Genomic DNA, 22,198 nt, shown 5'->3' on the forward strand with positions numbered 1-22,198 from the left:
ACCGGAGCGAGGGCCGGGGCGGTCGCGGTCAGCTCGGCCGGGCCGCGGTGCCGTGCTGGGTGGGGCTGTCGGGAGCGGTCGGGCTCACGGCCGTGGGGGGGGGGGCGGGCGGGGGGGGGGCGGGGGGGGGGGGCCGGGGGGGGGGGGGCCCCCCCCACGGCCCGGTGGTGCTAGCCGATGGCCTTGTCGATCGCCTCGGTGGCGGCCTGCCATGCCTTGCCGGGGCTGGTGCCCCGCTGCTCCATGTTGTTGATCTGCGTGGAGACGGTGTCCTTGATGAACGCGTCCTTCGCGCCGAGCACTGCCTCGGGGATGGACTTGGCCTCGTCGGCGTAGATCTTGCCGATGGGCGCGTTGTTGAAGTAGGGCAGCTTCGCGTCCTTCACGTCGGCCAGCTGGTAGGCGCCGGTGTTGGAGGGGAAGACGCCGATCGCCTTGAAGACCGCGGCCTGCTGCTCAGGGGCGGTGAGCCACTTGACGAGCGCGGTGGCCTCCTTGACGTGGGGCCCGCTCTTGGGCACGGAGAGGAAGGAGCCTCCCCAGTTGGCGGCGCTGGTGCCGGGGGCCCGGGCGATGTCCCACTTGCCCTTGTAGGCGGCGCCGGAGTTCACGGAGATCTGGGCGGCCATCCACGCCGGGCAGGCGACACTGGCCACGGTCCCCTTGCGCAGCGCGGCGTTCCAGCCGTCGGTGAACTGGGCGAGGCCCTGGGACAGCTTCTTCTTAGCCGTCTCGGCGGCGAGGTTCCAGCCCTGCTTCACGCCGGGGCTGGACTTGTAGATCACCTTGCCCTTGGCGTCGTAGTACTGCTTGGCGCTGGAGCTGACCACCGCGTTGTACATGGCGCTGGCGGAGTCCATGAAGTACGTACCCGAGGGCGCCTTCTTCTTGTACTGCTCACCGAGCTTGAGGTAGTCCTCCCAGCCACCCGCGACGGCCTTGGCCACCTCGTCGCGGTCGCTGGGCAGGCCCGCCTTCTGGAAGAGGTCCCGCCGGTAGCACAGGGACATGGGGCCGATGTCGGTGCCCGCGCCGATCACGGTGCCGTCGGCGGCGGTGGCCTGCTGCTCCTTCCAGGAGACCCAGTCGTCGACCTTGATGGTCTTGCTGAGGTCCTCGAACTTGGCGGCCTGGGTGTCGACGACCTCCTTGATGCGGCCGACCTCGATGCCCTGCACGTCCGCCAGACCGCTGCCGCTGTTCAGCTCCTGGAGCAGCTTGGGGTAGTAGTCCTGCTCGTTGGCGGTCGTGTCCTCCTTCACCGTGATGTTCGGGTGGAGTTGGTGGTACTTCTCGAACAGCTTGGCCTCCTTGTAGCCGAACTGCCCGTAGTCGCCGACGGTCAGCGTGATCTTGCCGCCGGACTCCGCAGCGTCGGTGTCACCACCGTCGCCGCATCCGGTCAGCAGCAGGGCGGACGCGGCCACGACCGCCGTGGCCGCCACCGTCACGCCACGGCGACGACCGCCGGCACGAGAGATACGCATTGCACAACTCCTATCTGTGGGCCGAGCCTCGCCGCCTCGTCGCGACGGACTGGTCTGCCCTCGCCGGCCGGGCGCCGCCCCGCCTCTCCCACGGAAGCCTGTGGACCCCAACATCCCTCCGCAGCAGGGAAGTCGGGTTTCGTGAGGAGAGAGGGGGTGGCGCCGGGTGCAACGAGGGGACCTGCTCCCGGACCAGAGGTTGGGAGCGCTCCCAAGGCATGTGCGAAAGGCTCGCGCCCCGATGCGGAAGTGTCAAGGCTTGAAGGCGATCTCGTTGCCCTAACGTGTCCACGGTGTCACGACTCCGTGTCCCACCGTGCGACACTTGAAGCCGCTCCCCCGCCCGGGAGCCGCACCTGCGGCCCAGCCCCTGAACATCCCGAACACCGATGTCACCACGTGGACTTGGCAGCCGCCGGCATCACCCGCACACGGCGCGGCAGGTGTGGGGCCCGTCGGTTCCCGGCGCCGCGGCCGGCCCCTTCGGTTGACCGGGCGGCGGACGCACGCACCCGAGAGCGGCTGCACGGCTCCTCCCGCGCGTCCGGCCGGCCCCTCCGTCGCCCCGGAGCCCGGAGGGCGCACCGGACACGACACCTCCGAGGCGCCCCGGCGACGAGGCGCACGAGCACCTCCGGGGCCCGGGAGTCAGCTCGGCGAGATGGCCCAAGTGCGGTGACTCGCAGCGGGCTTAGCTTGTTCCTCATCTACCCAGATCTGCGGGGTTTGCCGATGCCCTTGAGGGCCTCGGGGCGTTTCACGGTCGTCATAGCGGGTGGCAGGCCGCCGGTTGCTCGAACCGAGGGGTCGTCCGGGCCCGGTTCCAGTCGGTTGAGGAACACGGCCGGGCAGAGCAGGTGCGCGGATGTTCCGGAACCCGCGGCGGACCCGGGCCGGGGTGAGGTGTTCGGGCTCGGCCGGTTTCTCCCAAGGCCGACGGAGATCAGCGGCAAGTGGCCGGGCGAGGCGGAGCTGGGTGTGGGCGACTACCAGGAGCCAGGCCCAACGGTCCGCTGCCTCGGGAGTTCGGACTTTCGGGGCGTCCACCCGAGTGTCTGTTTCCCGAAACGGAACGAATGCTCCAGATCGAATCTCCTGAGGAACACTTGCCACCACAAGTCCACGTCCGACGGGGCGGCAGCGGTCCTGGAGGACCACAACCAGACCGGCGGGGCCTCTCGTTCCTTCGAGAGGTACTCGACTTTCCAGCGGCCCAGGGTGCCTTCGACAACGGGGAGTTCGCCGTCGTGCTCCAGCCAGGCCGAGCGGTGAGTCAGCCTCGGGTGGACCCGGTCCCACGCCTGGGCCTCGGCCCTTTCCGTAGTTCACCGTGTCGGTGGCCGTGGTGATCGCCGGCTCGGGCCAGGTCTCTGGCTTGGCGAAGCGGAACTCCGGCCCGTGCCTGGGCGGTCGGCCGTTGACGCCCTGCATCCTGGGTGGTTTCGGCAGACGCATCACCCGGTCGGAGCGGGCCCGCCCGACCGAGCACGGCGCGTCCGACCTCAGCCACGGCGACACATCGACCGCCAGCACCAGGCGCCCGCTCCCGAACCGGGGCAGCGGCAGCTTGGCCGGCACCGTCCGCAACCGGTCGACGTCGATCCGGCCCCGGTTGAGGGCTCCACACAAAGCTCCGTACCCACGACGGTGCTCGGGCACCAGCGTCAGGTCCACGGGCGAGGCCACCGGTTTTTCGACGCACAGCAGCGCGTCGGTCAGTTCGAACAGTTCATCCCGCCGGACGGTCAGGCACTCGTAGAACTCTCCCCGCAAGCGCGACGCTTCCGCGAACGCATCCCGCCGGACATCGTGATGCAGCAGACTCACCCTCACGGCCTTCGTCGCGGTCACGTGTACTCCTTGGTCGGAGCACATGATCAGATGAAGGCCGCCCCCACGTCCGGCGCATCCCCATGCGAGCGAACCCGTTCGAGACACCGTTCGACCTCGTGGCACCATGTGCGGCATGACGACCAACCGAAAGGTCCATGCCGCGTAGACGGCCAGGACGCATCCGGGCCGGCATCCCGGACCGGCACCAGTCACCACGCTCAAGGCCGGTCATCGACAGCCTCTCTCCGCGAGCGCTCTCCGAGGTCGTTCACCTCGAACGCACGCGGAACTACCTCCAGCAAGGCGATATCAGCACGGCGTTGCGCCTGTGGAAGGACTACGTCCATCGCCCCGAGCGCGAGCTCTGGCACGACGACGAGTTCGGCAACGTGCACTGGTACTGCTGCGGCAACCCTCTCGAAGGCCGTGCCCTACTCGACGGCGTGATCCAAGCAATGTCGCAACGCGGGGCCCGCGAGCTCCGCAAGATCATCGAAGAGCTTGACGCCTTCATGGGCCCGCCCGACCCAGCCGCAGACCGCCGAAGATGAAGAACAAGCCTAGCGAGGCTGGCCGCAGTCACTGGGGCGGCCGGGTGAGACATCGCTGCGATCGGGATGGCATCGAGTTCGGTGGGCGGTGCCCAGACCACGCGCCAGGTGCCTTCCCGTTCGCAGCCGCACGAATGTCGGGGCACGGGCGGCGTAATCAATGGGTGCCGAACCCGCCGATAAACCCACCGGTCCCACCCCCGCCGGTACCGCCGAAGCTTCTGCTGCTGCCAGTGCCAGGAGACTGCCAGTCCGCTGGCACCGGCCCATGGGGACCGGATTTCCAGGAGGATTGGGTCACCACGTCCCACCACCCGCCGAACGAGATGCTGATACCCAACTCCTGGCACTCTCTGACGGTTTCAGCCTGACTCCCTGGGTCCCATTCGAACCGGAGCCAGCGGGCGCGATGGATCGCCAGCAGAGCGTCCTCCAGCTCATACGCGGTCAGTGGCTCGCCCGAGGGCTGGAGCGAGTCCGCGACGTGGCGGATGGCGACGATGGAATGGCCGGAATAGTGAATGCAGGCCCAGCACCGCCGATCCGCGACCGGCCGCACGGCTTCGCGCAACCGCTCCTCCGCACGCCGACGGGCCTCCTCCGCACGCCGGCGGGCCTCCTCAGCCGCCCGCTGCTCCGCCAGAGCAGCGGCATACAGCGGCTCCAACTCCGCGCGCACCGGGCGGTAGGCCTCCGCGGCCTGCTCCAGGGCAGCCCGAAAGGCGTGTTGCGCTCTCTTCGAACGCACCGCCCGCAAGAGCCGTCGAGCTCGCCAGGAAAGCGGCTCTCCCTGGATCCACCCGGCCGGCGAAGTAAGCCCGATGTACAGGTTGACCAAGATATCCTCACCATGTACGCGGTTCAGCCTGATGACCGCACGGGACACCGCGTCGCAGTACGTGCGCGCCCCGGCGTCCCATCGGTCGCGCTGCGCCCTGGTGCAGGAGAGCGGTACCCCCTGCCAGGGGTCCCGACTACGGAAGACCGTGATGTGATCGGGCAGCGGTTCCGGGGTGGGGACGCAGTTCAAAGGCGTGCGCAGGTGAAGCCGGGACTCCTTGAGCCAGATGCGAACGCGCTCGCTGGATCCGCTCTCCGCCACGACGATCACGCCCCTCCGGTCCCCCGCGCCGCGTGAACTGCATTGCCAAGCTGGAACAGAGCGTATCCCCGCGTATCCACCTGCGGGAGAGGCAACGACGATGCCGGACTGACAGCCCAGCGCCCGTTCCCGGGGCAGGAGAAGGGGGACCGCAGGTCCCAGCCAGCGTAGGGCTCAAGGCTGCTCAGAACGGAATTCAGAAACACGCACTTACCGGTGCGACACCGTCCCCCCAGGGCCCCTCAGGAGGTGCCGCGCCGGACCAGCTCCGTCGGCAGTACCAGCCCCGGGCCTTCACCGGCTCCGGATACGCCGTCGAACAGGCCGGCGGGGTCCGCCTCGCCCCGGGACGAGGCCATGAGCCGGAGCAGGGCCGTGGCCATGGCCCGGCCGGTCTCCTCGATGGGCTGGCGGACCGTCGTCAGGGGCGGGTCCAGGTGGCGCGCGACGAGCGAGTCGTCGAAGCCGACCAGTGCCACCCGTTCCGGGACGCTCCGGCCGCTCTCGCGCAGGGCCAGCCGGGCCCCGGAGGCCATGACGTCGGAGGCGCAGAAGACGCCGTCCAGCAGCGGTTCACGCTCCAGGAGGGTGCGCATGGCCCGGTAGCCGCTCTCCTCGCTGAAGTCGCCGTGCACCACGAGGTGTTCGTCCGCCTCCCGCCCTCCGTCCGAGTGTGCGTCGCGGTAGCCGTCCAGCCGGCACCGCGCCGCGTACATGTCGAGCGGCCCGGTGATGGTGCCGACCCGCCTGCACCCATGCTCCAGGAGGTGCGCCACCGCGGCACGGGCGCCGCCCGTGTTGTCGGAGTCGACGAAGGGCACGGTCTCGGCGTGCGAGCGGCGGCCGCCCAGCACGGTGGGCACACCGCTCTCCCGCAGCATGTCGGGCAGCGGGTCCTCGGCGTGCACCGACACCAGCAGGACACCGTCCACCCGCCCACCCACCGCGTACTGGGCGAAACGGTCGCGTTCGGCGGGGGTGTGGATGAGCGTGAGCAGGAGTTGCAGCTCGGTGCCGGCCAGTACCGTGCTCACCCCGCGCAGGACGCCCGCGAAGTAGGGCTCGGCGAACAGCCTGGTCTGCGACTCGGGCACGACCAGGGCGACGGCGTCGGAGTTGCCCGCCGCCAGGGCCCGGGCGGTGCGGTTGGGGACGTAGCCCAGCTCGGCCACTGCGGCCTCGACCTCCGCGCGGGTACGGTCGCTCACCCCGGGGGCGCCGTTGACGACGCGGGAGACGGTGCCGCGTCCCACGCCGGCGCGCGCGGCGACCTGTTCCAGGGTCGGTCGGTTCCGCGGGCCGCCTCCCGTGCCTGTGGCCGCCACGCCGGTGCACCTCCACTGTCCTGCCCGGCAGACCCGGACCCGGTTCGCTTGCGCCCTGCTCGGGCCACGGTCATTGAACTACACCGCGGGCCCGGGCACCGGCCGGGCCCTCGTCCGGGCCGGGCCGCCCGAGCGGGGCGGTCACCGGGAGATCAGGTCAGGCCCCGGCCGGGCTGAGGTCCGACCCGTAGTCCCTGGTGGATCGGCGAGCGGCGTCCGGTGCGGTGCATCGCACGGCGGGGAGTCCCCCGCACCGGGTGCATACGGGCCGTTCGACAACGCGGCGAGGCGCCGCGCCGGGCGTCGGGAGCCCGCCGGGATCACGGGACAGCCCTCAGCGGGGCAGTACCGGTCGTGCGAGTTCCTCGCGGAGCCCGAAGCGGCGCCACTCGCGTGGGTAGCCGATCGAGACCTCCTCGAACGGGACGCCGTCGTAGACCGTGCTCCGCGGGATGTGCAGGTGGCCGTAGACGACGGCTGCGGCACCAAAACGGACGTGCCAGTCGGCGGTGCGCACGGTGCCACACCACTGGACGAACTCCTGGTGCGTCATGACCTCGGTGGGCCGGCGCACCAGCGGCCAGTGGTTGACGAGGACCAGCGGCAGGTCCCCGGCGACCTCGGTGAGCCGCCGCTCCGACTCGGCGATGCGGGCGGCGCACCACGCCTGCCGGCTCGGGTAGGGGTCGGGGTGCAGGAAGTACTCGTCGGTGCAGACGATGCCTGCCTCGTGGGCGCGGGCCAGCGACTCCTCGACCGTGGTGGTGCCCGGAGTGAGGAAGGAGTAGTCGTAGAGCAGGAAGAGCGGCGCTATGCGGACCGGGCCGCCGGGGCCGGTCCACACCGGCCAGGGGTCCTCGGGGGTGCGGACGTCGAGCTTCCGGCAGAGCGCGACCAGCTTCTGGTACCGCTCGACGCCCCGTGCGGGGTCGGTCTCGTCGCGGACGGTCCACAGCTCGTGGTTGCCCGGTACCCACACGACCTGCGCGAAGCGTTCCCGCAGCCGGCCCAGTGTCCACTCGATGTCGGCGAGGAACTCCCCCACGTCCCCGGCCACGATGAGCCAGTCCTCCGGGTGGCCGGGCCGGATGCGTTCCACCAGCTCGCGGTTCTCGGCGTAGGAGACGTGCAGGTCGCTGACTGCTCGCAGTGTTCTCTCAACCCCCGTCACGCAGTCGAGTGTAGGAGAAGCGGAACCGTCGCACCGGCGGAGCGAGGGAACTGCCCCGACCGCCCCGGCCGTTCTCCGCAGCCACGGCAGTCCCGCGGGCCACTCCGGCGGGACCCCGGGGGCCGCCCCCGACGGGGTCCCCCTCGCTCGCGTCGCCGCCCCCGGCGACGTCGCCGTGGGAGCGGCGCACCTCGCCTCAGCGGTATCCGAAGCCGGGTGGGAGGGGCCGGGCGAGGAACAGGTGCCGCGGGAAGGCGTCGGCGAGCACGCGGTAGCCGGCCGGGTTCAGGTGCAGGTGGTCGCCCGTGTCGAGGTCGGGCCGCAGACGGCTGGTGGCCTCGGGGTCGCGGGCGGCCCGGTCGAGGTCGACGACCGCGTCGAAGCGTCCGCTGGTGCGTATCCACGCGTTGACCTCCCGGCGGGAGGTCTCGCGCAGGCCCGCCGGGTCGTCGTAGTCGCCGTTGCCGCCGAACGGGGTGAGGGTGGCGCCGTAGACGCGGATTCCCTGGGCGTGGGCACGGGTGATGATCTGGTCGTAGGCGGCGAGGAGTTGCTCCACCGTCTCGTGCTGGGCGGTCGGGGTGGCGGCCGCCGTCCCGATGTCGTTGACGCCCTCGAAGACGGTCAGCGAGGTGACGCCGCTCTGGGCCAGCACGTCGCGGTCCACCCGGGACAGTCCGTTCGGGCCCAGTCCGTCGTTGAGGACGCGGTTGCCGCCGGCGGCCTGGTTGAGCACGGCGACGTCCGCGGTCGGGCGGTCGGCCCGCAGGCGGGCTGCGAGCTGGTCGGTCCAGCGGTCGTTGTGGTTGCTCGTGGACCCCCGGCCGTCGGTGAGGGAGTCGCCCAGCACGGCGGTGGCCCGGGTGGCTGCCGGCGACCACACCTCGACGCCGCTGAGCAGGTACCAGTGTTCGACGGAGGCCGCGCCCGGCAGGTCCTCGGCGTCGACGTGGTCGCCGTGCAGCAGGTAGGAGGCGGTGCGGGAGCCGGGGTGCGAGGTGACGGCCGTCGACTTCTGGCCGGTGGCCAGGTAGGTGGTCACGGTCAGTTCGGAGCCCGGTGCCGGCGAGAGGTCCAGGGGGTCGGAGACCACCTGTGCGCCGGTCGGCACCGTCGTGGCCGCCGCGCCGTGGAAGGTCACGGGCACGGAGGTCCCGGGCCGGATGGCGCCGGTCCCGGCCCTGCCGCCCGCCGGGAGGGCCACGGAGACGTGGGTCAGCGGCAGCGGCGCGCCGCCGAACGCGTTGGAGAACCGCAACCGCACGTGACGACCGCCGATCGAGAGGTGCACGGTCTGGCGGAGGGTGGTGTCGGCGAAGACCGTGCCGTCCCCGGTGAAGGGGGCCGGCGGCAGGTTGGCCGGTTCGGTCAGCTGGGGCATGGCCGTCCAGGTGCCCACCCAGTGCGTGCCGGGTGGTGCCTGGGTCCGGGCCGGTTCCGCTGCGGTGGCCGCGGCGCGCTCGGCCCCCTGCGCGCCGGGGACGAGCACCACGGCGGCCACCAGCACACCGAGCGCGGCGGCGATCCGCGCGCCTCGCCGTCCTCGGTCTCTTCGCACGGGCGGTCTCCTGCGCACGGGCGGCCTCTCCTTCGGTCGGGGCGGGGCAGGGCGGAGGCAGGGGGCCGTCACCTGCCACCGCGGTCGGGATGCAGCGGGACCCGCACCACCTGGCGGGCTCCGAAAGAGTCGCCGAAGCCGACGAATAATTCGAGATGCCGTCGTCGGTCCGCTGTCCTCACCGCGAGCACTTCTCACGGTTTCGAGCAGTGACGGGACTGTAGGAGGCCCGCTCGCGCCCGGTCAAGAGCCGTGCATGCACGTGGGGTTCGCGGCTGTCACCGTCTCGCCCGGGTGACCCGGAGCCGTACAGCGACCGAAACTTTTCGGTGCACCCGTCCTTCAACCGACCTGGGCGCACCCGGTGGTGGGCACGTGCCGGCGCTGCGTCAACCCTCTCGTCGGGGCCCCGGGCGGGTGACGGCGGTGCAGTGCGCGCAGCCGGGGCAGCTGCTCCTCGAAGGACCGCCTCCGCGGTGCCGACGCAGGGCACCGGCAGCCGGACGCGAGCGCCGCCACCCGGCCTGGCCGCGCCCCGGAGGCTGGTGGCGCAGGCGGAGTTCCAGACCGTCCGCCCGTACCGGCATCCCTCCACCCCGCAGAGGCACCCGCTCACCCTGACCGTGCACCGTCGTGGCTCCGCCCGTCTCCCGGCCGGTCCCGCGGCAGCGATCTGCCTACGCCGGTGCGCGACCACCGCCGGCTGTGCCAGATTGGTGCACATGTCGGATGCCGTGTACGGGCTGGTCGGTGCCCTGGGTGGAGCGCTGCTGACCGCCGGGGTCGCGTACTGGGGCCCGCTCCACCAGCAGCGTGAAGCCGCCCGGCAGACGGCGGAGGCACAGCGGCGGACGAGTCTGGAGGCGGAGGTCGGGCGGCTGGTCGACATCCGTTCGACCTTGCGTACCTGGCAGCGCGTACTGGACGACGCCTTCGCGCTGATGGTGCTGGGGGCACCTCTCGACCTGGACGAGTTCAAGGCGGCGGAGGCCGAGGCGAAGTCCCGTGCCCTGCGGGCCCTGGACGAGGTCATGCGCGACGGGTGGTACATCCCGGTCTCCTCCTACGGCCTGCCCGGCCCGTCCGGTGGCCCCGCTCCGCACAGCCGGCTGGTGGAGGTGCTGACCGAGATGGGGCAGCGCATCAGGAGGCTGGGACTGGCGGGCCGTTCCGTGGCGCGTGAAGAGGCTGAGGCGCAGGAGTTCCACGCGCTGAGTGTCGAAGCCGGCCGGGAACGGGGCGAGATGAGCGAGATCATCCAGGACCGCCTGGAGAACATGGCTGTCCGGTTCCCCCGCGACGACGGGCGGCACGGGGCTCCCCCGGGTGGGCCGGGGGTGTCAGGACGCCGGGCGCGCCGCTGACGGCATGGCAGGCGCCTTGCACCCACGCGCTCCGGCGTGCAGGGCGGCGGTCGGACGGCACCGTCGGCGTCGCGGGGAGCGGTGGCGCTGCCGCGGTGGTCAGCCCCTGTGCTCGCGTGCTCCTCCGCGTGGCGTGCACGGTTCCCGCCGGCTGCGGTGCGGTCCGCACACCGGCCCCTCCCCCGGCCGGACAGGCGGGAGGAGGGGCGTGGGTGTGCCCGGTCGGTCGTGGTCACACGCCCTGTTCCGCCGGGATCTTCGCCACCGCGGACTCCGGGGTGCGGGCGGCCGAGCGGGCCAGCAGGCCGACGACGCCCAGGGCGGCCAGGGCGACGCCGGTGAGGAGCCACATCGCGGCCTGCGTGCCCTGGGTGAAGGCGTGCCCGAACAGGTCGGTGAGGTCCTGCGGCGGCAGCGTGGTGTGGTCGCGCAGGAGTGCGCCGGCGTGTTCCGGTTCGGCGACGGCATCCTCAAGCCACCCGCCGCCGGGCTGGTGCCGGGCGGCCAGCTCGGTGGTGAGGTCGTCGGTGGCGGCTGCGCGGAAGAGCACCACCGAGGCGGCGAGTCCGAGCGCGCCGCCCAGGTTGTGGAAGGTCCAGGAGGAGCCGACGGCCAGTCCCGCCTGGCGCTCGGGCACGGCCGACAGGGCCGAGACGGTCGCCGGGCTCAGCACGCAGGCCCAGCCGACGCCCATGGCCGCCAGGGCCACCGAGAGGTGGACCAGGGAGGTGTCGGGCCTCAGTGCGGTCTGCAGGAGCGCCGAGACGGTGAGGGCCGTGAAGCCGACGGCCAGCAGCGGTCGGGGGCCGAACCGGTCGATGAGCCGCCCGATGAAGGGGGACAGCGCCGCCATCACCGCGGTGCAGGGCAGCAGCAGCGCGCCGACGGCGTACCCGCTCAGCCCCCGTACGGCGCTGAGGTAGAGCGGGACGAGGAAGAGGACCGTGGTGTAGAAGCAGGCCAGCGCGAAGTCGGAGGTGATGGCGCCGAGGAAGGAGCGGTTGCGGAACAGGCCGAGGTCCAGGAGCGGTTGGGGGCTGCGCCGCTCCCAGAGGGCGAAGGCTGCCAGGGCCAGGACGGCGAAGGCCAGCAGCCCCAGGGTGGCGGGGCTCGTCCATCCCCGGACGCCGCCGAGAGTGAAGGCGAGCACCACGGCGGGGATGCCGAGGCTGGAGAGGAGCAGGCCGGGCCAGTCCAGGCGGCCGGCGGCGGTCTCGTCCCGGGACTCCCGGACACTGAAGGAGCACAGCGCCAGGGCGAGCACGACCAGCGGCACGTTGATCAGGAAGACCCAGCGCCAGCCGGCGGCGGAGACCAGGAGGCCGCCGAGCAGCGGGCCGACGGCCAGTCCGAAACCGTTGACCCCGTACAGGGCGCCCATGGCCCGACCGCGCCGGTCGGGCGGGAAGGCGTGCTGCACGATGGCGCCGGTGGAGGTGTAGAGCACCGCACCGGCCGCGCCCTGCAGGAAGCGGAAGACGATGAGCCAGAGGGTGTCGGAGGAGGCGCCCGCCCCGAGGGAGGCGAGCCCGAAGAGCACGGTTCCCGCGTAGAGGACGCGGCGGCGGCCGAAGGAGTCGGCCAGCCGGCCCATGGTCACCATGAACATCGACAGCGCGACGATGAACATGTTGACCACGAGTTGGAGTTCGGCCATGGAGGCGCCGAGTTCCGCCTGGATTCTCGGCGCCGCGGTGTTGACGATGGTGAGGTCGATGCAGCCCAGGAAGCTGATCAGTCCCACACCGGTGAACGCCCACCATGTGCGGTCGGGTGATGGAGTCACGTGATGCGTCCTCTACGCGGGATGGATGGTTCAGGCGGCCGGTCGGGACGCCGTTGCGCGTTTCTTGAACCTCAGCGACAGCCAGCCGCCCTTGCCCGGGTATTCCGTCGAGACGAAGAGGCGCTGGGTTCTGGACATCGCTGCGGTCATCGGTTGCGGGTAGATGATGTGGTCATATCCCTGGGAGGCCCACAGGGGCATGATGATCGGGCATTCCTCGATCAGGTAGGCGAGGCAGTCGTCGAACGCCCGCGCCACGTCGGTGTCGGGGTCGCGGGCCACCCTGCGGTCGACGAACCGGCCGATGGTGGCGTGTACGGCCTCCTGGTAGCCCGGGTCCTCCCGGTACGCCCTCTCCACCCGGGCGCGCAGGGCCGGGTAGGCGGGGTCCTGGAGCGCGTCGTCCCAGCGGAGCACGTCGGAGGGCACGGCCAGCCGGCCCAGGATCTTGTCGTTCCGCTCCAGCCACCGTTCGCCCTCGCGCAGGGCGTGGCGGTGGGCCTCCTCGGGGGCGAGCTGCGGGTAGTTGGTCCGCTGGAGGGTGTCGGCGACCGCCACGGTGACGTGCCCGAACCGGCTCCGGTTGACCAGGTCGACGGTGGCCTGCAGTTTGTCGCCCTCGTGGTAGCGCTGGCCGACGCTGACCAGGAGGACGGCGCGGGTGCCCGCGAGGTCGAGGTTCTTCGCGGCCTGGCCGAAGTTCGCCTTCGTCCGGCCCTCGGGTGTCGGTCGGCTCATGACGTCAGCTCCACAGGACGAGCGGCTGGTCGTCCCCGTGGTAGCCGAGGAAGTGTCCAAGGGTGATGCGTGGCGCGTCGCCGGAGGGGCGCACCGCGTGGATCTGCCGGGGGTTGAGCAGGACCAGGTCTCCCGGTGCGGGCTTGAAGACCTCCTGGGGCGGGCCGGCCCTGTCCCGGTCGATCCCCCAGGTGCGGTCGCTCTTGAGCTCCTCGTACTCGGCGTCGGTGGGTTCGACGCCCCACAGCTCCAGCTCGCCGCCACTCTCCGGCAGGTTGAGGTAGATGTTGGCGGAGAGCTGGGCCTTGAGCTGGTGGGCGGAGTCGGGCGGCAGGTTGCGTTCGAGGGCGTCGGTGTGCGGGTTGAGGTCGACGTCCTTGTCCTGGTAGCGGCAGATGCCGACGAAGGCCTTCCGGCCGTCCAGGTGGAGGAGGTTCGCGCCCGCCTGCCAGGTCTCCTCCAGGAGCAGCCGCAGGACGTCGCTGGGTGAGGGGTAGGGCGCGAACACGCCGCGGAGGCGGCGGATGTTCTCACGCGCTTCCGCGTGGTACCGGTCGCGGGACGCGTCGTCGCTGATCTCGGAGAAGGCGAAGCCGATGCGCTGGAACTCCTCCGCCTGACTGAGCCCTGCGCGATCGGGATGGTCGAGGAGTTTCTCGCGTGCGGCCGTCAGTGCCGCCGCAGGGACGAACCCGGGTATGTGCACGGCCAGTGAGGTGCCGTCGACGACGGACAGGATGTCGGCGTGCTGGAGTTCTTCCGCGGTCGTGTGCCTGATTCCCGACATGCTTTTTCCGTTCTTCCGGAGGGGACGGGACGAACGTGCGAGGCCATTTACGCAGATTCGAGAACAGGCATGTCAACCGGTGTCACATGGTGTTGACAAAGGGAATGACCGATGCGCCACCGCCAGGCACGCCGCCGCCTTGCCCGAGGGACCGAATATCAGCCGGGAATTTGCGTTGAGGCAATATGGCAAGTACGTCAACAGTTCATGAAACGCGTGCGGTCGGGCGCCGGATGAGGGCGCGTGTTTCTCCTGTGTGACGGCAGCGTGGACGAAATGAAGAGGAATGCTTTCTTCCGTGTTGCCACCGTCGGGCGGGCGACGGAAAACGGGCTTTTCCGCCCGCTACGGCGGAGGGCCGGCGGGGCGCGACGGGCCCCGGACGTGCGGGGCGGAGGCGGGCGGCTCGCGAGGGCAGCCCCTCGCGCGGCCGAAAACATGAGGTTCGGCCCTGCCTGATCGGTCGACCGGCCGGTTCTACAGGGTGCGCGGGATGGCTGAAAACGCATCACCCGCGCGTGGAGCGGCGACCGGCCTCCCACGGAGGAGAGGGCACGAAGGAGCCCTCCCGCCCCGGGCGTCCGTCGCAGGACGGACCCCCGGGTCAGGAGGGCTCAGGGTGGGGACGGGTCCGGGCAGTGCCCGTGGGGCCCCGGTGGGCGGACGGGGCCGCTCAGGCCTCGTCCCCTCGCAGGCTGCGCTCGATCTCCTCCAGCGTGCGGCCACGGGTCTCCGGTACCCGCCGCCGGACGAAGACCCAGCAGAGCAGGTTCATCAGGGCGTAGATCAGCAGTGTCGCCGGCAGCCCGAAGGCCTGGACCGCGGTGAGCGCCGTCACCGCGATGAGCAGGTCGAAGCCCCAGACGGTCGCGGTCGCCAGGCTGGTGGCGGGCCCGCGGACGGACAGCGGCAGGACCTCGGGGGCCAGCAGCCACACCACGCTCTGGATGCCGGCGCCGTTGAGGAAGACGTAGGCGAAGAGGGCCAGGACCACGGCCCATCGCTGCACCGCCGGCTCCGGGGCCAGGAAGGCCACGGCGAGTACCGCCATGGCGATGCCCGAGGCCGGCATGAGCCACAGCAGCAGCCGGCGGCGTCCGATGCGGTCCACCCACAGGGCTCCGGTGACACCGGCGAGGACGAGCATCACGCCGATGCCGACCCCCGTCAGCAGCGCCACCGAACCGCCGAAACCGGCGTCGGTCAGCATGCTCGGCGCGTAGTACACCATCGCGTTCATGCCGGTGAGCTGTGAGAACGCGGCGATGCCGAGCGCGACGAGCAGCGCCGGGCGCAGCCAGCGCGAGCGCAGCACCCGGGCGGTGGCACGCAGCCCGCGGGGCCCACCGGTTCCGGCCCGGTGCAGGGCGGCGATGTCGGCGATCTCCGCGGCCACGTCGGCACCCGCCGGCCGCAGCCGGCTGAGCACCTCGCGGGCACGGTCCGGGTGTCCGCGGTCCACGAGCCAGCGCGGGCTCTCCGGCAGCGGCAGCATCCCCAGGGCCAGGACCACGGCCGGGACCGCGGCGAGGGCGAACATCCAGCGCCAGCCGCCCGGACCGGCCAGGGCGTACCCCACCAGGTAGGAGACGAGCTGCCCGATGGCGACCATCAGCTGGAAGAGCACCATCAGCCGGCCCCGCAGCGCCGGCGGCGCGGTCTCCGCGATGTAGACGGGGACCGTGTTGGAGGCCGCGCCCACGGCGAGGCCGAGGACGAGGCGTGCCACGGTGAGCAGTCCGGCCGAGGGGGCGAGGGCGGAGGCGAGCGCGCCGAGCGCGAAGACGCCCGCCACGCCCACGACCACCGGCCGCCGTCCCCACCGCGCGCTCAGCACGCCCGACACCGGCGCGCCGGCCATGGCGCCCACCAGGATGGCGCTGACGACCACCTCGCGGGCCCCGGTGGACAGGTCCAGGTCCCGTCCGAGGTCGAGGAGGGCGCTGGAGATGATGCCGGTGTCGTAGCCGAAGAGCAGGCCGCCGAGTGCCGAGACGGCGGCGACGGCGTAGAGCAGCGCGGGCGGGCGTGGTGCGGGAGCGGTCCGCAGGGTCCCGCTGCCGGTGTGCAGGGCCGTCATGCGGGGCTCCCCTCGCGATCGCCGGGCTCGGCGCGCTCCGTGCGGGGCGGCCGGGCGGTCATCCGGCGTCCCCCATGACCAGGCCCTCGATGGTGTGCTGCTGGGTGACCGGGGCCAGGACGTCCACGACGGCGCAGGCCAGGTGGTCCCGTACCCGCTGCGGCAGGGCCTCCCAGTAGGCGCGGCTGGCCGCCATGTCGTGCTGCGCGTCGTTGCCGGCGCCCGGCGCGTCCACGCCGAGGACCAGTACGGGGCGGGAGGCGGTCGAGTGGTTGGTGGTGCCCCGGTGGACGGTGAGGGCCGAACGGGCCGAGATGTCGCCGCGGCGCGGGTACTTGCGCACCGCCCGTCCCGCGTAGCGGGGGTACTCCGCCCGGTCGGGGAACATCTCGTGGTCGAAGTCCGCACCGCTCTCCCACTGGGTGCCCGGGGCGATCTCGAAGGGGCCCATGTCCGGCTCGGTGTCCACCGCCGTGACGTTGAAGGCCAGCGAGGTCAGCCGGTGCTCCTCGCGGGTGGCGGGCGGCGAGGGGAAGTCGCGGTGCCAGGGCTGGTCGACCGCGCCCTCCAGCGGTACGTCGAAGCCGAGCTCGACGATGCGGTAGTCCGGGCCGAGGACGGCCTCGCACACCCCCCGCACCCAGGGGTGGTCCACCAACTCGACGAAGTCGCGGAGCTGTTCGGGGTGGATCTCCACGTAGTACCGGTTCGGGCCGCGGCCGACCGCGCCGTCGGGGCGGCGGCGCGCCTCCTCGAAGGCCCGCTCGATGTCCTCGCGCAGGCGGTCGGCGAACTCGGGGCGGAAGGCGGCTTTGCGGGCCGTGATGCCGTCGGTGTAGAGGTCGCGTACCGCGCCGCCGATCTCCACGGCGGTCGGCTCGGCGGGGGGCTCGGCGGCGGCCTGCCGGGGGGCGGTCGCGGTCGGGGCGGGGTGCGTCATCGTGGGTCTCCTCACGTCGACGGGAGGATGCGGGTGTGTGCGAGTACTTTTGCAACGTTGCATGCATCGACGCAATACCGTCCGGGCAACTTTTTTCCGAGCCACCCGGGCATGAGATGCTCGCCTCGCCCGAGGGGGGCGCGCCGGCGGCTTGAGGAGGCACGGGTGGGAGCAAAACTGAAGGACGTGGCAGCCCTGGCCGGCGTCTCCGTCCGCACGGTCTCGAACGTCGTGAGCAACGCTCCGGGCGTCGCCGCGCGCACCCGGGAGAAGGTGCTGGCCGCCATCGGGGAGACGGGCTACCGCCCCAACCTCGCCGCCCGCAACCTGCGCCAGGGGCGGACGGGCCTGATCGGTCTGGCCATCCCCGAGGTGGGTTCGCCCTACTTCGGGGAGCTCGCCGGACTGCTGATCGAGGCGGCGCAGGAGCGCGACTGGACCGTCCTGATCGACCAGACCGCCGGCCAGGCCGAGCGTGAGCGGCGCCTGCTCTCCGGGACGGACGGCCACGCCGTGGACGGGCTGATCATCAGCCCGTGGGCGCTGTCCCCAACGGACATCGGCGCGTGCGCGCACGGCGCCCCGGTGGTGGTGCTGGGCGAGATCGACCCCCACGGCACCGCGGACCACGTGGCGATCGACAACGTGGCCGCGGCCCGGGAGGCGACCGCCCACCTGGTGGCCCGGGGCTCCCGCCGGCCCGCCGCGATCGGCCTCCAACCGGACCTGCGCAACCGGACAGCCGCCCTCCGCCTGCAGGGCTACCACGAGGCGCTGGACGCCGCGGGCATACCGCACAGCCCGGCCCACGAGGTCCCCGTCGCCTCGCTGCACCGCGAGGAGGGGTACCGCGCCATGGCCGCCCTGCTGGACGGGGACGCACCGCCCGACGCGGCCTTCTGCTTCACCGACGAACTGGCCCTGGGCGCGCTCCGGGCCGCTCGCACCCGCGGCCTGCGCGTCCCCGAGGACCTGCTGCTCGTCGGCTTCGACGACATCGAGGACGGCCGCTACGCCACCCCCCGGCTGACCACCGTCGCCCCCGACAAGGAGCGGATCGCCGCCGGCTCCCTTCAGCTCCTGGCGGACCGCATCTACGGCCGTCTCGACGGTCTCCCGTCCCGGCAGGTGGTGGTCCCCCACCGGCTCGCCGTGCGCGAGAGCACCGGCTGACCACCGCGGGCGACCACCGTGCCGCTTCTGCCCCGGCCGCCACGGCGCACGCGGGCCCGCCCGGCGGCGAACCGCAGGCCACCCGGGGCCGCACCGGCGGGCTCGGGAGGGGTGCGCGCGCCCCGGGGCCGCCGCCCCGACGCGGGGCGTGACCGGCCGTCAAGGTCACCGCTCAGCCGGCGTCCGGGGCGACCAGGCCCTGTTCATAGGCAAAGATCACCACCTGGATGCGTTCCCGCAGGCCGAGCTTGGCCAGGACCCGGCCGACGTGGGTCTTCACCGTCGAGGCGGAGACCGCCAGGGACGCGGCGATCTCCGCGTTGGAACACCCGCGGGCGATGAGGTACAGCACCTCCGTCTCCCGCTGGGTGAGCCCGCCGAACGGGGCCGGCCGTGTGCCCGGGCGGGAGGCGGCGGCGAGGCGGGCGAAGACGGCGAGCAGCCGTCCCGTCACCCGGGGCGCCAGCAGGGCCTCACCGGCGGCCACCACCCGGACCGCCTCGGCCAGTTCGCGGGCGGAGGCGTCCTTCAGCAGGAAACCCGAGGCGCCGGCGCGCAGCGCCTCGTAGACGTACTCGTCGAGGTCGAAGGTGGTCAGTACCAGGACGCGGGCACCGCTACCCTCGGCCATGATCCGCCGGGTCGCCTCCAGCCCGTTGCTCCGCGGCATGCGGATGTCCATCAGGACCACGTCGGGGGCGAGCAGGCGGCTGCGCTCGCAGGCCTCCTGGCCGTTGACCGCCTCACCGACCACCTCGATGTCGGGCATGGCGTCCAGCAGGACGGTGAACCCCTCGCGGACCATGGCCTGGTCGTCCACCACCAGGACGCGGATGGTCACGCCGCGTCCTCCTCGGGTGTCACCGGCAGGAAGACCGACACCTCGTACCCGCCCTCGTCGGTGGGCCCGTCGGTCATCCGGCCGTCGAGCATGGCGACCCGCTCGCGCATGCCGGTCAGGCCGTTGCCGGTGCCCAGCGGTGAGGTCCCCGGGGTGCTGGGGCAGGTGTTGACCACCCGCAGCCCCAGCCCGCCCAGCACGTGGCTGACCTCCACGACCGTGCTCGCGTCCGGGGCGTGGCGCAGCACGTTGCTCGACGCCTCCTGCACGATGCGGTAGGCGGACAGTTCGACGCCCGGCGGCAGCTCCCGCGGCGCCCCGGTGACGACGGCGTCGACCGTCAGGCCGGCCTTCCGGACGTTGTCCAGCAGGTCGTCCAGGTCGGCCAGGGTCGGTTGGGGCGCCTCGGGCAGGTGGTGGTCGGAGGCCCTGACCACGCCCAGCACCCGGCGCAGCTCCGCCAGGGCGGCGACGGCGTTCTCCCGGATGACGACGAGGGACTGCTCAAGGGGGGCCGGCACCTCCGCCACCCGGTAGGGGGCGGCCTCGGCCTGCACGGCCACCACCGACATGTGGTGGGCCACGATGTCATGCAACTCCTGGACGATGGTGGAGCGTTCCTCCAGCAGCGCGCGGCGGGACCGTTCCAGCTCGGTGGCCGACTCCTGGCGGCTGAGCTCCTGCGCCGCCCTGCGCCGGACGTGCCGGACGGTGGCGACGAGCAGCGTCGTGGCGGTCAGCAGCAGCAGTGCCGGGGAATTCGTGCCGAGGGGCGAGGGGAAGGCCAGCTCCACGACGAGGCTGTAGAGGGCGGTCACGGTCCACATGCCGGCCCCGGTGCGCGGCCGGGTACGGAAGGTCACCACGGTCAGGACCACGAAGTGGGCGGCGAACACCCCGGCGGGCCACGGCCAGTCGCCCTCGTAGCGGTCGTGCAGGAGCAGTCCCACCAGCGGGGCGGACACCACCGACAACCAGAACGCGGCGATCGGCCGCAGTGCGGTCAGGGCCACCGCGGCGACCGGAAGCAGGGCGGCGAGAGCCATGGCCGGGCCGTGCACGGTCACGGAGTCGGGGGAGGCGTCGGCGGCCGTCCCGCTCACCATCAGCACCAGGAGGGCGCAGCAGGCCACCGCCGCGTGCGGGACCCACCGCGCAGCCTCCCGCAAGGGTGCGGGCAGCCACCGTACGCCCTCAGCGGAGCGGCTCAGCGGCAGCAGCGGCCGGAACTGCCAGGCATCGCGCAGCAGGTCCTCCCGCAGCGCGTGGGCCCACGCCCGGGCGACGCGGTACTCGGGGCTGCGGCCCATCGGTTCTCGGGAGGGTGCGGGGTGTTCGCTCTGTCTCACCCCTCGAAGGTAGACACCGCGGCCCCTCCTGTCGTCGGAGCGGAGGTGGGCTGCCCGGCTCCCCCTGCGGTATGACTGCGCCCGCGCGGGCGGGCGGTCAGACTTCTCCCGTCGTCGGACGGCCCAGATAGGTCAGGGGGCCGGGGTCCGGTACCGCGAGGGGCTGGAAGCCGGTGCGGTCGTAGAAGGCGCGGGCCGCGGTGTTGGCCGTGACCATGCCCAGGTGCACCGCCGGCACGCCCTGTTCGGCCAGCGCCGCGAGGAAGCGCCGCATCAGGGCCCGCCCCAGTCCCCTGCGCTGGAAGCCGGGCAGCAGGTCGATGTGGAGGTGGGCCGGGTGAGCGGCGAGTTCGGGGAGCAGCAGTCGCTCGGGCGTGTGCATCAGGTGCACCATCTCCTCGCCGGCCGTGGCCGGGGCGGACGTGGGGGCGGGCCACCGCTCGGCCAGTGTGGGCAGCCACGTCGTGCGGTACCACCGGACGAACGCCTGCGTGTCGGCCGTCCCGATCACGTAACCGACGGCTCGTCCGTCCGCCTCCACGACGAAGGCGAGCTGCGGTTCCCGCTCCACGTACGGCAGGGCGAAGATCGCCGGTAGCAGGTCCAGGTCGGGGTGGAGGGAGCGGGAGTCGCCGCCCTCGTGCCCGGTGCGCACGCAGATGTCGGCGAGGTCGGCGCGGTCAGTGGTGGCGTAGGGGCGCACGAACGGTCCTGAGGTCATGCGCGGAAGACTCGCCGAGCGGGAGCGCCCCCGCAAGTGCATTGCTGTGTGCGGCAGTTGGGCGGGTCGCGGACGACTGGCGGCCCGAGCCCCTCCGACGGAGGGAGCCCGAAGGGCGGACGGGCGGCGGCTGCACCGTACACGGAAAACTCAGGACGCCGGAGGCGTAGACGACTCCCGAGGCTTCTGCAATTCTCCCACAAGCTAGCGCAAATTCCTGCCAGTTTGCCGCTCTCCATCTTTTCGATCTCTGCAACTTCCGGAGGTCGAGAGGGGTGAGGGCTTGCTCGGGACGAGAGACTGAGGAACGGGATGAGAAGGAAGCGCTCCAGACCACGCCTGCTCGCGACCCTGCTCGCGGGGGCCCTGCTGGGCATGGCGGGCCCCACCCTGCCGGCCGTCGCCTCGGGCGGCCCCAGCCTGACCACGGGCCGGACCGCCAAGGCCAGCAGTGCCGACGGCGAGCACCTGGCCTCGGTGGTCAACGACGGTGACCAGAACACCTACTGGCAGAGTCGCAGCCGCGGTGGCAAGTCCTCGTGGGTGCAGAGCGATCTGGGGCGCACCCGCCGGATCGACCGGGTGGTGCTGAGGCTCCCCGCCGCCTGGCAGGCCCGCAAGGAGACCCTTGCCCTCCAGGGAAGCGTCGACGGGACCAGCTTCAACACGCTGAAACCGTCGGCCACCTACGCCTTCACACCGGGCGCCGGCAACACCGTCACCGTGCCCGTGCCCTCGGTGAACGCCCGCTACGTCCGCGTGACGGTCAGCCACAACGACCGGTCCCGAAAAGCCCAGTTGGCGGAGCTGGACGCATACTCCGCCGCCGACTCCACCACCAACCTGGCTGCCGGCCGGACCGCCACCGCCAGCAGCTACACCGACGTCTACCCCGCCCCGAACGCCACTGACGGCAACGCCGCCACCTACTGGGAGAGCAGGAACGGCGCCTTCCCGCAGTGGCTGCAGGTCGACCTCGGGACGGCCGTCGCGGTCAACAGGTTCACCCTCCGGCTCCCCTCGTCGTGGGAGCCGCGCTCGCAGACGCTGAAGGTTCAGGGCAGCACCAACGGGACGGCCTTCACCGACCTGGTGGCCTCCGCCTCGTACGACTGGAACTCTGCGAACGGCAACGCCGTCACCCTCAGCACCGACACCGCGACCACCCGGTACGTGCGGGTGACGTTCACCGCCAACAGCGTCCAGAACGGCGGGCAACTGTCCGAGTTGGAGGTGTACGGGCCCGACACCGCGGACACCCAGGCACCCACCGCCCCCACCGACCTGACCTACACCGAGCCGGGCAGCGGCCAGATCAAGCTCACCTGGAAGGCCGCCACCGACAACAAGGGCGTCACCGGCTACGACGTCTACGCCGACAACACCCTGCGC

General features: G+C 72.2%; 17 protein-coding genes and 1 pseudogene. 4 read left to right on the forward strand and 14 right to left on the reverse strand.

Annotated features, from left to right (window positions below; genetic code table 11):
* Positions 1-170: 170 nt before the first annotated feature.
* Positions 171-1,487, reverse strand: a complete 1,317-nt coding sequence (locus ACFV3R_RS19145; RefSeq protein WP_385583910.1) for an extracellular solute-binding protein — start codon at positions 1,485-1,487, stop codon at positions 171-173.
* A 648-nt stretch (positions 1,488-2,135) separates the two neighbouring features.
* Positions 2,136-3,314 (reverse strand): annotated as a pseudogene (locus ACFV3R_RS19150) (transposase).
* 161 nt (positions 3,315-3,475) lie between these two features.
* On the opposite strand from ACFV3R_RS19150, the gene ACFV3R_RS19155 reads away from it, so the two are divergent.
* Positions 3,476-3,871, forward strand: coding sequence for a hypothetical protein (locus ACFV3R_RS19155; RefSeq protein ID WP_385583913.1), 396 nt, complete (start codon positions 3,476-3,478; stop codon positions 3,869-3,871).
* Between the two features lie 157 nt (positions 3,872-4,028).
* Here ACFV3R_RS19155 and ACFV3R_RS19160 read toward each other — a convergent pair whose 3' ends face one another.
* The 4 genes from ACFV3R_RS19160 to ACFV3R_RS19175 form a co-directional block, all read right to left on the reverse strand.
* Positions 4,029-4,982 carry a hypothetical protein gene (locus tag ACFV3R_RS19160; protein ID WP_385583916.1) on the reverse strand — a complete coding sequence of 318 codons (954 nt, stop codon included), beginning with the start codon at positions 4,980-4,982 and terminating at the stop codon, positions 4,029-4,031.
* Positions 4,983-5,215: 233 nt separating this feature from the next.
* Positions 5,216-6,298 (reverse strand): LacI family DNA-binding transcriptional regulator, encoded by a 1,083-nt coding sequence (locus tag ACFV3R_RS19165; RefSeq protein ID WP_385583919.1) that lies wholly within the window; start codon positions 6,296-6,298, stop codon positions 5,216-5,218.
* A gap of 334 nt (positions 6,299-6,632) precedes the next feature.
* Entirely contained in the window at positions 6,633-7,469 is an 837-nt protein-coding gene (locus ACFV3R_RS19170) for a metallophosphoesterase family protein (protein WP_385583923.1), read from the reverse strand.
* Positions 7,470-7,665: 196 nt separating this feature from the next.
* Positions 7,666-9,027: an SGNH/GDSL hydrolase family protein gene (locus tag ACFV3R_RS19175; protein ID WP_385583926.1), complete on the reverse strand. Its 1,362-nt coding sequence runs from the start codon at positions 9,025-9,027 to the stop codon at positions 7,666-7,668.
* A gap of 722 nt (positions 9,028-9,749) precedes the next feature.
* On the opposite strand from ACFV3R_RS19175, the gene ACFV3R_RS19180 reads away from it, so the two are divergent.
* Positions 9,750-10,391: a hypothetical protein gene (locus tag ACFV3R_RS19180; RefSeq protein ID WP_385583929.1), complete on the forward strand. Its 642-nt coding sequence runs from the start codon at positions 9,750-9,752 to the stop codon at positions 10,389-10,391.
* 232 nt (positions 10,392-10,623) lie between these two features.
* Here the strand turns inward: ACFV3R_RS19180 and ACFV3R_RS19185 are convergent, their stop codons facing one another.
* From ACFV3R_RS19185 to ACFV3R_RS19205, 5 genes are all read right to left on the reverse strand, one after another.
* The gene (locus ACFV3R_RS19185; protein WP_385583932.1) at positions 10,624-12,177 is read right to left on the reverse strand and encodes an MFS transporter; all 1,554 of its coding nucleotides are present in this window, start codon (positions 12,175-12,177) and stop codon (positions 10,624-10,626) included.
* A gap of 30 nt (positions 12,178-12,207) precedes the next feature.
* A complete protein-coding gene (locus tag ACFV3R_RS19190) occupies positions 12,208-12,915 on the reverse strand; it encodes a tRNA-dependent cyclodipeptide synthase (protein WP_385583935.1) in 708 nt (235 codons plus the stop codon).
* Positions 12,916-12,919: 4 nt separating this feature from the next.
* Entirely contained in the window at positions 12,920-13,702 is a 783-nt protein-coding gene (locus tag ACFV3R_RS19195) for a 2OG-Fe(II) oxygenase (protein WP_385583939.1), read from the reverse strand.
* Positions 13,703-14,375: 673 nt separating this feature from the next.
* Positions 14,376-15,782, reverse strand: a complete 1,407-nt coding sequence (locus ACFV3R_RS19200; protein WP_385583942.1) for a sugar porter family MFS transporter — start codon at positions 15,780-15,782, stop codon at positions 14,376-14,378.
* A 58-nt stretch (positions 15,783-15,840) separates the two neighbouring features.
* Positions 15,841-16,722: a phytanoyl-CoA dioxygenase family protein gene (locus ACFV3R_RS19205; protein ID WP_385583944.1), complete on the reverse strand. Its 882-nt coding sequence runs from the start codon at positions 16,720-16,722 to the stop codon at positions 15,841-15,843.
* Between the two features lie 165 nt (positions 16,723-16,887).
* On the opposite strand from ACFV3R_RS19205, the gene ACFV3R_RS19210 reads away from it, so the two are divergent.
* Entirely contained in the window at positions 16,888-17,895 is a 1,008-nt protein-coding gene (locus ACFV3R_RS19210; RefSeq protein ID WP_385583947.1) for a LacI family DNA-binding transcriptional regulator, read from the forward strand.
* A 172-nt stretch (positions 17,896-18,067) separates the two neighbouring features.
* On the opposite strand, the gene ACFV3R_RS19215 is transcribed toward ACFV3R_RS19210, so the two are convergent.
* The 3 genes from ACFV3R_RS19215 to ACFV3R_RS19225 all read right to left on the reverse strand — a co-directional run bounded on the left by ACFV3R_RS19215 (position 18,068) and on the right by ACFV3R_RS19225 (position 20,806).
* Positions 18,068-18,736, reverse strand: coding sequence for a response regulator (locus tag ACFV3R_RS19215; protein WP_385583950.1), 669 nt, complete (start codon positions 18,734-18,736; stop codon positions 18,068-18,070).
* Positions 18,733-20,085 carry a sensor histidine kinase gene (locus ACFV3R_RS19220; RefSeq protein ID WP_385583953.1) on the reverse strand — a complete coding sequence of 451 codons (1,353 nt, stop codon included), beginning with the start codon at positions 20,083-20,085 and terminating at the stop codon, positions 18,733-18,735. The genes ACFV3R_RS19215 and ACFV3R_RS19220 overlap by 4 nt, the downstream gene beginning before the upstream one ends.
* Before the next feature lie 97 nt (positions 20,086-20,182).
* Positions 20,183-20,806 carry a GNAT family N-acetyltransferase gene (locus tag ACFV3R_RS19225; RefSeq protein WP_385583957.1) on the reverse strand — a complete coding sequence of 208 codons (624 nt, stop codon included), beginning with the start codon at positions 20,804-20,806 and terminating at the stop codon, positions 20,183-20,185.
* A gap of 312 nt (positions 20,807-21,118) precedes the next feature.
* Here ACFV3R_RS19225 and ACFV3R_RS19230 point away from each other — a divergent pair.
* Positions 21,119-22,198 (forward strand): discoidin domain-containing protein (locus tag ACFV3R_RS19230; RefSeq protein ID WP_385583962.1); only part of this gene is annotated, 1,080 nt, incomplete at its 3' end.

Source organism: Streptomyces sp. NPDC059740, from assembly GCF_042733155.1.
Taxonomy (GTDB): domain Bacteria; phylum Actinomycetota; class Actinomycetes; order Streptomycetales; family Streptomycetaceae; genus Streptomyces.

Excerpts from the sequence above, each read along its gene's own strand:
- ACFV3R_RS19145 (WP_385583910.1), bottom strand. The coding sequence starts at position 1,487 with ATGCGTATCTCTCGTGCCGGCGGTCGTCGCCGTGGCGTGACGGTGGCG.
- ACFV3R_RS19155 (WP_385583913.1), top strand. The coding sequence starts at position 3,476 with ATGCCGCGTAGACGGCCAGGACGCATCCGGGCCGGCATCCCGGACCGG.
- ACFV3R_RS19180 (WP_385583929.1), top strand. The coding sequence starts at position 9,750 with ATGTCGGATGCCGTGTACGGGCTGGTCGGTGCCCTGGGTGGAGCGCTG.
- ACFV3R_RS19190 (WP_385583935.1), bottom strand. The coding sequence starts at position 12,915 with ATGAGCCGACCGACACCCGAGGGCCGGACGAAGGCGAACTTCGGCCAG.
- ACFV3R_RS19195 (WP_385583939.1), bottom strand. The coding sequence starts at position 13,702 with ATGTCGGGAATCAGGCACACGACCGCGGAAGAACTCCAGCACGCCGAC.
- ACFV3R_RS19200 (WP_385583942.1), bottom strand. The coding sequence starts at position 15,782 with ATGACGGCCCTGCACACCGGCAGCGGGACCCTGCGGACCGCTCCCGCA.
- ACFV3R_RS19205 (WP_385583944.1), bottom strand. The coding sequence starts at position 16,722 with ATGACGCACCCCGCCCCGACCGCGACCGCCCCCCGGCAGGCCGCCGCC.
- ACFV3R_RS19225 (WP_385583957.1), bottom strand. The coding sequence starts at position 20,806 with ATGACCTCAGGACCGTTCGTGCGCCCCTACGCCACCACTGACCGCGCC.